8 protein-coding genes and 1 pseudogene are annotated in these 9,527 nt (G+C 39.1%); 4 read left to right on the top strand and 5 right to left on the bottom strand.

The window, feature by feature from the left end; all coding sequences use genetic code 11:
- Positions 1-191: 191 nt before the first annotated feature.
- Positions 192-3,536, top strand: coding sequence for a transcription-repair coupling factor (gene mfd / locus ADIARSV_RS04270; RefSeq protein WP_016194166.1), 3,345 nt, complete (start codon positions 192-194; stop codon positions 3,534-3,536).
- Between the two features lie 3 nt (positions 3,537-3,539).
- On the opposite strand, the gene ADIARSV_RS20405 is transcribed toward mfd, so the two are convergent.
- The 4 genes from ADIARSV_RS20405 to ADIARSV_RS04290 are packed head-to-tail and all read right to left on the bottom strand — an operon-like array spanning position 3,540 to position 6,463.
- Positions 3,540-4,553 (bottom strand): energy transducer TonB, encoded by a 1,014-nt coding sequence (locus tag ADIARSV_RS20405; RefSeq protein WP_016194167.1) that lies wholly within the window; start codon positions 4,551-4,553, stop codon positions 3,540-3,542.
- A gap of 7 nt (positions 4,554-4,560) precedes the next feature.
- Positions 4,561-5,364, bottom strand: coding sequence for a phosphatidate cytidylyltransferase (locus ADIARSV_RS04280; RefSeq protein WP_016194168.1), 804 nt, complete (start codon positions 5,362-5,364; stop codon positions 4,561-4,563).
- Entirely contained in the window at positions 5,361-5,567 is a 207-nt protein-coding gene (locus tag ADIARSV_RS04285; RefSeq protein WP_016194169.1) for a putative signal transducing protein, read from the bottom strand. Before ADIARSV_RS04285 ends, ADIARSV_RS04280 begins: the two co-directional genes overlap by 4 nt.
- Positions 5,564-6,463, bottom strand: a complete 900-nt coding sequence (locus ADIARSV_RS04290; RefSeq protein WP_016194170.1) for a CPBP family intramembrane glutamic endopeptidase — start codon at positions 6,461-6,463, stop codon at positions 5,564-5,566. The genes ADIARSV_RS04285 and ADIARSV_RS04290 overlap by 4 nt, the downstream gene beginning before the upstream one ends.
- Before the next feature lie 65 nt (positions 6,464-6,528).
- Between ADIARSV_RS04290 and dusB the strand changes: the two genes are divergently transcribed.
- On the top strand, positions 6,529-7,521 hold the full coding sequence (dusB, locus tag ADIARSV_RS04295) for a tRNA dihydrouridine synthase DusB (RefSeq protein WP_016194171.1): 993 nt from the start codon (positions 6,529-6,531) through the stop codon (positions 7,519-7,521).
- Positions 7,522-7,554: 33 nt separating this feature from the next.
- Positions 7,555-7,941: a Co2+/Mg2+ efflux protein ApaG gene (gene apaG, locus ADIARSV_RS04300; protein WP_016194172.1), complete on the top strand. Its 387-nt coding sequence runs from the start codon at positions 7,555-7,557 to the stop codon at positions 7,939-7,941.
- 313 nt (positions 7,942-8,254) lie between these two features.
- Here the strand turns inward: apaG and ADIARSV_RS04305 are convergent, their stop codons facing one another.
- Entirely contained in the window at positions 8,255-8,947 is a 693-nt protein-coding gene (locus ADIARSV_RS04305) for a zinc metallopeptidase (RefSeq protein ID WP_016194173.1), read from the bottom strand.
- 275 nt (positions 8,948-9,222) lie between these two features.
- Between ADIARSV_RS04305 and ADIARSV_RS04310 the strand changes: the two are divergent.
- A pseudogene (locus tag ADIARSV_RS04310) lies at positions 9,223-9,527 on the top strand (DNA recombination protein RmuC); the annotation flags it as partial.

Consider the following 9,527-nt stretch of genomic DNA (forward strand, 5'->3'; position numbering starts at 1 on the left):
TTATAAAGAAGATTTAGGAAGATTTGGGTTGAGAATCGTACATGTTATACATCCTCTCTATATTTGCTCAGCAGAGGATTTAAGCTATCGTTTGTCTTCTCTTTGTTATAAAAGTGATGGGTTTGATGTAATCAACCATCGCTTTAGAGTATAAAAACTTGAAAATGTATATTTGTAACTGATTCGACAAAGTGAACGTAAGGAATATTTTAGATCAATATAAAAAAGATTCAAGAGTTGAAAGTCTTGCTTTGACCTTAAACTCAGCTAAAAACCAGAGAGTCCATTTGAAAGGGCTTATCGGTTCAAGCGATGCCATGGTTGCCACTGCCTGTTATTTTATTCAGCACACCAACATGCTGTTTATCCTTCCCGACAGGGATGAAGCGGCTTATTTTCAGAGTGATCTGGAAAGCTTAATGGAAAAGGAAATTCTTGTTTTCCCTTCTTCCTACCGCAAACCTTTTGAATTTACGCAACCGGATAGCGGCAATGTTTTACAAAGGGCAGAGGTTTTAAACGAGCTGATCCACGCTACGGAATACGGAAAACTGATTGTGACGTATCCGGAGGCTTTAGCGGAACGGGTGATAAACCGTGAGTCGCTGGAGAAGAATACGCTGGAAATTGCAGTATCGCATAAGTTAAGCATAGATTTTATTAATGAATTTCTGATTGAATACGACTTTAACCGGGTTGATTTTGTGTATGAACCGGGACAGTTTTCTATTCGCGGAGGTATTGTAGACATTTTTTCATTTTCGCATGATCTGCCCTACCGACTGGAGTTTTTTGGCGATTTTATTGAAAGCATCCGTACTTTCCAGATAGAAAGTCAGCTTTCGGAAGAGAGCATTAAGAGCATTACAATCGTTCCGAATGTGCAGTCTAAGTTCCTAACGGAGCATAATATTTCGTTGCTTGAATATATTGATCCGAATACATCCATCTGGTTTAAGGACGTTCAGTTTACGCTCGATGTATTAAAATCGGGCTATAAAAAGGCTGGTGACCTTTGGAAAGGACTTACAGCCGCAGATAAACAGGCTAATCAGGAATGGATTGATCCTAAGTTTAATTTTACGGAGGAGAAGTTATTGGCCGATCAGCTCAAGGATTTTTCGGTCATCGAATTTGGTAAACAGTTCTTTTATCATGCCAATAAGGCGATTGAATTTGAAACCAAACCTCAGCCTTCCTTTAATAAAGATTTCAATCTGCTGATTCATAATTTTAAACAGAATGAGTCTGCGAAATTGACCAACTGTATCTTTACAGACTCCGTTAAACAGGTAGAAAGGCTATATACCATTTTCAACGACATTGATAAAACGGTGACTTTTACGCCCATAAATGTGTCGCTGCGGGAAGGATTCATTGATTATGAGCAAAAGATAGCCTGTTATACCGATCATCAGATCTTTGACCGGTATTATAAATACAAGCTTAAAAAGGGTTATACCAAGTCGCAAGCCATTACGCTGAAAGACTTGAAAGACTTAAAATCAGGCGACTTTATCACCCATATTGATCATGGAATTGGTAAATATGCCGGATTAGAAAAGGTAGAGGTGAATGGAAAAACGCAGGAGATGATTCGCCTGGTTTATGCCGATAATGACCTCTTGTACGTGAATATCAACTCGTTGAACCGCATTTCCAAGTATTCGGGCAAAGAGGGAACACAGCCTCGCATGAATAAACTGGGTACGGATACCTGGGATAAGTTAAAGAAGACTACTAAAAAAAAAGTTAAGGACATTGCCCGGGACCTGATCCAGTTATATGCAAGGAGAAAGGCACAAAATGGCACTGCATTTCCGCCGGATACTTATTTGCAGACGGAACTGGAAGCTTCATTTATTTATGAAGATACGCCAGATCAGGAAAAGGCGACAGCAGATGTGAAGCGAGATATGGAATCACCGCATCCGATGGATCGCCTGATTTGTGGGGATGTTGGGTTTGGAAAGACGGAGATAGCGATTCGTGCGGCTTTTAAAGCGGTTGCAGATAGCAAACAGGTGGCGATATTGGTGCCAACAACTATTCTGGCCCATCAGCATTTCAAGACCTTTACAGCTCGTCTGGCAGATTTCCCTTGTAACATAGATTATATCAACCGGTTTAAATCGTCGAAACAGATTAAGGAATCGTTAGTGCGGCTTACGGAAGGAAAGATTGATATCCTGATTGGTACGCACAGACTGGTGAGTAAGGATGTTCAATTTAAAGATTTGGGATTATTGGTGATTGACGAAGAGCAGAAGTTTGGCGTAGGGGTAAAAGAGAAGCTGAAGCAGCTCAGGGCCAATGTGGATACACTTACGCTTACGGCAACGCCTATTCCGCGAACCTTGCATTTTTCTCTTATGGGAGCTCGTGATCTTTCGATTATAGCCACTCCTCCGCCTAACAGACAACCCGTTGTGACAGAGCTTCATATCTTCAACGAACCTTTGATTAAAGAGTCGGTAGAGTTTGAACTGGAGCGACATGGGCAGGTATTTTTTATCCATAACCGGGTAAATGACCTTCATCAACTGGGTGGTTTAATTAAACGACTGGTGCCGACGGCAAGAATAGGGATCGCGCATGGACAGCTTCTTGGGGATGCTCTGGAAGATGTGATGCTGAAATTTATTAATGGTGAATTTGACGTCCTGGTAGCTACTACCATTATTGAAGCCGGTTTGGATATCCCGAATGCAAATACCATTTTAATTAACCATGCACACATGTTTGGCTTAAGTGACTTACACCAGATGCGTGGCAGGGTAGGACGTTCGAATAAAAAGGCGTTTTGTTATCTGCTGAGTCCCCCATTATCGACGCTTACATCGGAAGCCAGAAAACGGCTTAGTGCAATTGAAGAGTTCTCTGACTTGGGCAGTGGTTTTAATGTGGCGATGCGTGACCTGGATATTAGGGGAAGCGGAAACTTACTGGGAGCGGAACAGAGTGGTTTTATTGCTGAAATAGGCTTTGAAATGTATCACAAGATTCTGGATGAAGCCATAGCAGAACTGAAGGATGATGAGTTTAAGGAGCTGTTTAAGGATGAAAAACCAAGGCCTTTAATTTCGTTTACGCATATTGATACGGATCTGGAAGTGCTGATTCCGGATAATTATGTGACCAATATTACAGAGCGGTATAACTTATATACGGATATTTCTAAACTGGAAACGGACGAGCAACTGCAAGAGTTTGAACAGAAACTAACGGATCGGTTTGGTCCTGTTCCCCGTCAGGTTAAAGAACTTTTAAAGACATTAAAGCTGCAATGGCTAGGTAAAGAGATCGGGTTTGAAAAGGTCTCGTTAAAGAAGAATTCGCTTAAAGGGTATTTCATTCCCAATCAGCAATCGCCTTACTTTGAAAGCGCACAGTTTAATAATGTATTGCAGTTTGTAAAGGTTAACTCAAGGAAATGTAACCTGAAAGAGGTTAAAAAGACCTTGAGGATCGCTGTAGAGGACGTAAATAACCTGGACGATGCAATAGAAGTATTAGAGCAAATGTACTTTGGCTAAGCGTTAATTGACTAATTGAAAGGTAAGCGGAAACACACAAAAAGTACGTACAGGGATGTCATTTAACATTCCTGGTTTCCAGTTTGGTGAACTTTGCAGGATCCGTACGGCTTCTTCATCACATCCGCCACCAATACCCTGCTTTACTCTGATATCTTTTAAAGTGCCATCTTTTTCCACGATAAAACTCAGGTAAACTTTCCCCTGGATTTCATTCTGTCGGGCTTGAGCAGGGTACTTAATATTTGAACTGATATATTTGGTAAACTCTTTTTGTCCGCCATTAAATTCAGGAGCCACATCAACTTGTCCCATATCATACACCTTTGTATCTGCAGTTCCTACCACCTTGATATCTAAATTAAAATCTTCTCCCGGGGGAGTAGAGATGGTGTCGGGAGTTAATTGTAGAACAGATTCATTTTTAGTTTCAATTACGTTTAGGTATTCTATTTTGCCTTCTTCGTCGATTCGGATTTCATATTTAAGGTCTCCGGAATATTGCTGCCTGTTTGAGGAGCGATAGTACTTTTCTCTGGTCCAGTAGGTTGCTGTAATTTTATCATCCGCACGGGTAAAGTTTAAGGAAGAAACAACCCATGTGCGGCTAAAATTATGCATATCAGACAAGCGCTTCCAATAAATCTCTTTTAACCGTTCCTGATTCAGGTTATGATAGTTATAAAAAGTCTCTGTGATATCGGCAAAGTAGCTGGGAGGGTCGAAATAGCCTCTGCGCTGATCATTATAAAAAGCTTCAATAAATTTGACTAAAGAGCTCCTTACCTCGTCATCGCTCATATTGGAATTTTTATCGAGTAATGAACTATTATCCACTACCGTAACGGGGGTCTTTTCCTTTGTAAAAAAGCTCCATGGATCTTCAGAAAAAAGAGTCATGTATCCCATTATCAAGATAATAACGGCAAGTATAGAACCCATAATCCATAAAGACTTGTCCTTACTTACTGGTTGTATTTCTGAATCTTCTTCGTTATCTAAAGGTGTGTTATCCATTTGAAAATTAAAATGTAAAAACTGTTAAATAAACATATACGAGCGGAGCTGCTATAAACAGGCCATCAAAGCGGTCTAAGACCCCTCCGTGTCCGGGAAGTAACGTTCCTGAATCTTTTACATCGAAACTACGCTTCAGCATGGATTCGCATAGATCACCGTATGTTCCTCCAATGACAATGATTAAAGACATCATCGCCCAGTGTATGTAAGAGAGTTCTTTAAATTGTGTACTCAATATAAATGCGGCCAGTAGACTTACAATCATTCCTCCGAAGAACCCTTCCCATGTCTTTTTTGGAGAGTGTTTTTCAAATAGTTTATTTTTGCCTAAACTTCTTCCAAACAGATAAGCACCGGTGTCGCTGGACCATAAAAGTATCAAAAATCCTAAAGAATAATGAAAATTATACGATCCGTCAGCAAATCCAATGCCTGCATAAAAGCAAAAAGGAAGGATAGTGAGGATTATTCCCAGAAAGGTTAAACCTATATTTTGATAAGGCACCTTACTTTTACGGTAAAGCTCTGCAATAAATATAAGTGCCGCTGTTGGGATAGCGATAATGAGCCTGTTTTTCTCGTCGTAATGATTGAGCTGTAGTAATACCGGGATGAAAATACTCAGAGCAAGAAGGGCACCGGTAATGCGTTGGGGCTTCAGGGTATCGGTTTTTACCAGTTTGTAGAATTCATCCAGACATAAGAGGCTGAGTAGAATAAAGAAAACAGCGAATGTTTTTTCGCCTAATAGTACAGCTGCAAGCATGACCAGTACGAAGAAAAAGCCTGTAATTGCCCTGGTTTTCATAATTCGTTCGTGGTAATAATTCCTAAGGCCTTTTCTTCATTGACTTCCTGTACGTATACTTCCACGTATCCTAATACTTTATACGGAGATCCTTGTTTATCCAGGATCACGGCATTGATCTCATTATCAACTAAAACCTGCCTGACAAGCTCTGACTTAAAAAAATCAGTTGAGGTATATATTTTAACCCATCCTTTAATCATAATTTAATTTTTTCTTTTGAAATTTTATAAAATACGCCGCAGATCAGCAAAGTGAATAGTAAGCTGCCTGCAGCAATAAAGATAGAGGTATGCGGGTTATCCAGACTATCTAAGGGTTTTCCTTGCATCTGTAAAACATATGCACCCACTACTGCCGTGGCATTGTTAATAAAATGCGCCAGCACTGCAAGCCAGATACTTCCACCCCATAAGAAGAGATAGCCGAATAAGGCTCCTAAGAACATGCGTGGAAAAAAGCCAAGAAACTGTACATGGATGGCACTAAAAAGGAAAGCGGTGATCCAAATTCCTGCATGTTGATTTTTAGTAATGCGAGTGAAAATGCTCTGAAAGCATCCTCGGAAGAGGAATTCTTCTCCTATAGCAGGGATAATAGCCAGTATGAGTAAATTGATCAGCAGATCAACTGGCGACTTCATGATTAATATTTGCTTGGTAAGTTCTCCAAGCTCCTTTTCCTTATCGCGCATCCAATCTTCTACCCCTTGTAAAAAAGAGGGTAGGTGCATCATCTGATTGATCATAATGACCCATTCGATGAACGGGGACACGATAAACATGATCAGTGCTGTAAGGAAGATCAGTTTGCCTGATAGAGGTGTATTTATTCGTAAATAATCGATGCCCGTGTGTTTATCATAGTAATATAAGGCGATTGGGGGCAGTACAAAGGTTCCGATTGACACCCAGGCCTGCATGAATAAGATTATATTTTTAGATCCTTCTGCGTTTAAAACAAATTTTATGGAGCCCGTAAATATATAGAGTATCCCTATGGCGGTAGCAGAAAACAGGGCATAACCGAGTACTATAAACAGGACAAGGTAAAAGAGTGATGTTAAAGGATGACGATTGACTGACCCGTATTCAGGCATGATAGTAATAATTTCGTATTTTTGTAAATATAAAAATATCGCAAAGATAATCGTATTGAGCAAAGATGCCTGTTAAAATTGGAACTATTGATTTAGGGGCATTCCCCCTTCTGCTTGCACCGATGGAAGATGTGAGTGATCCGCCATTTCGCTACGTATGTAAGCAAAATGGGGCAGACTTGATGTATACTGAATTTATATCTTCGGAGGGCTTAATTCGTGATGCTGCCAAGAGCTTGCAGAAGCTTGATATTTTTGAATATGAACGCCCTATAGGCATTCAAATATTTGGAAGTAATATAGAATCTATGCGGGAGGCTACTGTTATTGCGACAAAGGCTGGTCCTGATCTGATCGATATCAACTACGGCTGTCCGGTTAAAAATGTGGCTTGTCGTGGTGCAGGAGCTAGTTTACTGCAGGATATTGATCGAATGGTTGCCATGACGAAAGCGGTAGTGGAGTCTACACATTTACCTGTAACCGTTAAAACCCGTCTGGGTTGGGATGATAATACCAAAAACGTATTTGAAGTTGCGGAACGTTTACAGGATGTAGGCATTAAAGCTTTAACTATTCATGGGCGTACACGTGCTCAGATGTATAAAGGCAGTGCAGATTGGTCTATGATTCGCGACATTAAAAGAAATCCTTTCATTGAAATACCTATTTTTGGAAACGGGGACGTTGATTCGGTAGAAAAAGCGGCGAACTGGAGGATGGAATATGAAGTGGATGGCATCATGATTGGTCGTGCAGCAATTGGATATCCCTGGATCTTTCGGGAGATAAAGCACTTTTTTGCCACTGGGGAGCATCTGGCAGGTCCTACTATCGCTGAAAGGATAGAAAACTGTCTGACTCATCTTCAGAAATCCATTGAATGGAAGGGCGAAAAGACAGGCATTTTTGAGATGAGAAGGCACTACTCAAACTACTTTAAAGGCTTGCATGATTTTAAAGAATTTAGGATGAGACTGGTTACATCAGACTCTCAGAATACAATAATTGAAATTTTAGAGGAAGTAAAAGAGAAATACGAGACAGAGATGGCTTGATATTTGAACTCTTAATATTAAATATATAAGATTATGGTCACGCAAACTACTCAAGGAGTTAAGATATCAGTAGAAACTACTTTCCAACCTGAGTACTCCAATCCGGAAAATGATCATTATATGTTTGTTTATAAGATAAATATAGAAAATTTGACCGATTACAGTCTTCAACTACTTAGTCGTCATTGGTTTATTTTTGATTCAAACGGATCGCACAGGGAAGTTGATGGAGAAGGGGTGGTGGGATTGCAACCGGTAATTGAACCTGGTTCTTCTCATGAATATGTTTCGGGATGTAATTTAAAAACTGAAATTGGCAGCATGAAGGGATTTTATTCCATGAAACGTTTGGCTGATGAAGATGTATTTGAGGTTGAAATTCCTTCGTTTCAGCTTATATCGCCTTATAAATTGAACTAAGGGGGTTTATATCATCCTTAGTTATACTTTTTTCACTTAGTATTTCTACGTCTGCATATTCATCTTCAAAACTAATGGTAATTGATCAATCAGGTATACATATAGTTAAATTTTTGTACTCAAAATAGATGTAATGTAATTTAATCAAGGATTAACCTAATCTTTTAGTTTTTACATCGCTTATCAGATTTCAGTTTATTGTGAAGAGCTTTTTTTCAAAATACTCTTTTTATCATAAGAAATATTATATCAATCAAAAAAGAGGCAACCAAATGAATGGTTGCCTCTTTTTTGTTCTATTTTATTTGAATACTTAGTCTCTTCTACCGCCACCGAACAACATCATGGCCAGGTAAAGCAATTGTGCTAAAGACCCTAAAGCTGCCACTACATAGGTCATGGCAGCCCACCACAAAGCATCCTTAGCCTGTGTGTGTTCTACACTGGAATGCATAATTCCTTTATTTGAATCTAGCCAAGCTAAAGCGCGATTACTGGCATCAAACTCAACAGGTAAGGTGACAATACTAAATAGTGTGACCACGATCATAGCACCAAAAGCAATAAGCAAAAGCGTATAACCAAAACTTGATGCATACATGATTAAACCCAGCATAAAGACGTATTGCAAAAGGTTTGATGATATATTGACTACCGGAACCATTGCAGAACGAAACTGCAACCAGGAATATGCTTTTGCATGTTGTACAGCATGTCCGCATTCGTGTGCTGCTACTGCAGCGGCTGCAATGCTTTTTCCACTATATACGGAAGGACTGAGATTAACGGTACGATCTGATGGATTATAATGGTCGGATAAGTTACCTTCTGCTGATACTATTCTTACATCGTAAATACCATTATCATTCAGCATTTTCTCTGCAATGTCACGACCAGTAAAACCTGATGCTAAAGGCGTCTCCGAATACTTCTTAAATTTATTTTTGAATCGTGCCTGAACAATAAAACTCGCTATTGCTATGACTATAATTAAAATAATTCCCATTTCTACTTCTATTTATGCGTAAGTTATTACAAAAAGTGTTCCTATTATAATTTATATCCTATATTTTACAATGTGCCTGTTTTAGGTATAAATAGTACTTTTATACCTGACATAAGTGCATAATATTAGTACCTTTATGATAAATATATTAGCAAATGGAATTTATTTATCTGATAATACTATTAATTTTATCTATACTATTTAACCTTTACTTTTGGTCAAAATTACAATCAGAGCGTAGCGAAACGCGTTCAAAACGGGCACTAACAGAGGCTATGAGTATCAGCTTAGCACGTGCTGAAGAGCGGGCGGTTAATATAAATACAGAAAAAGAAGCGGTTACCCTGATATTACGGCATGAACAGGAAAGACTTTTTGATGAGCTACAGACAGAAAGACAGAAATTTATAGCTATTACTCAATCCTATGAAAGCAACCGCAGTTATTTAAAGGCTCAACTAGAGAAAATTGCGGAGCAGAAAGAAGAGATGGATCGAAATCAAGATAAGTTCAATAAGGATTTTGAATTGATAGCGAGTAAGATTCTGGAGGAAAAAACACTCAAATTTACAGAGGTCAA

Origin of the sequence: Arcticibacter svalbardensis MN12-7, assembly GCF_000403135.1 — a bacterium.
GTDB classification, from domain to species: Bacteria; Bacteroidota; Bacteroidia; order Sphingobacteriales; family Sphingobacteriaceae; genus Arcticibacter; species Arcticibacter svalbardensis.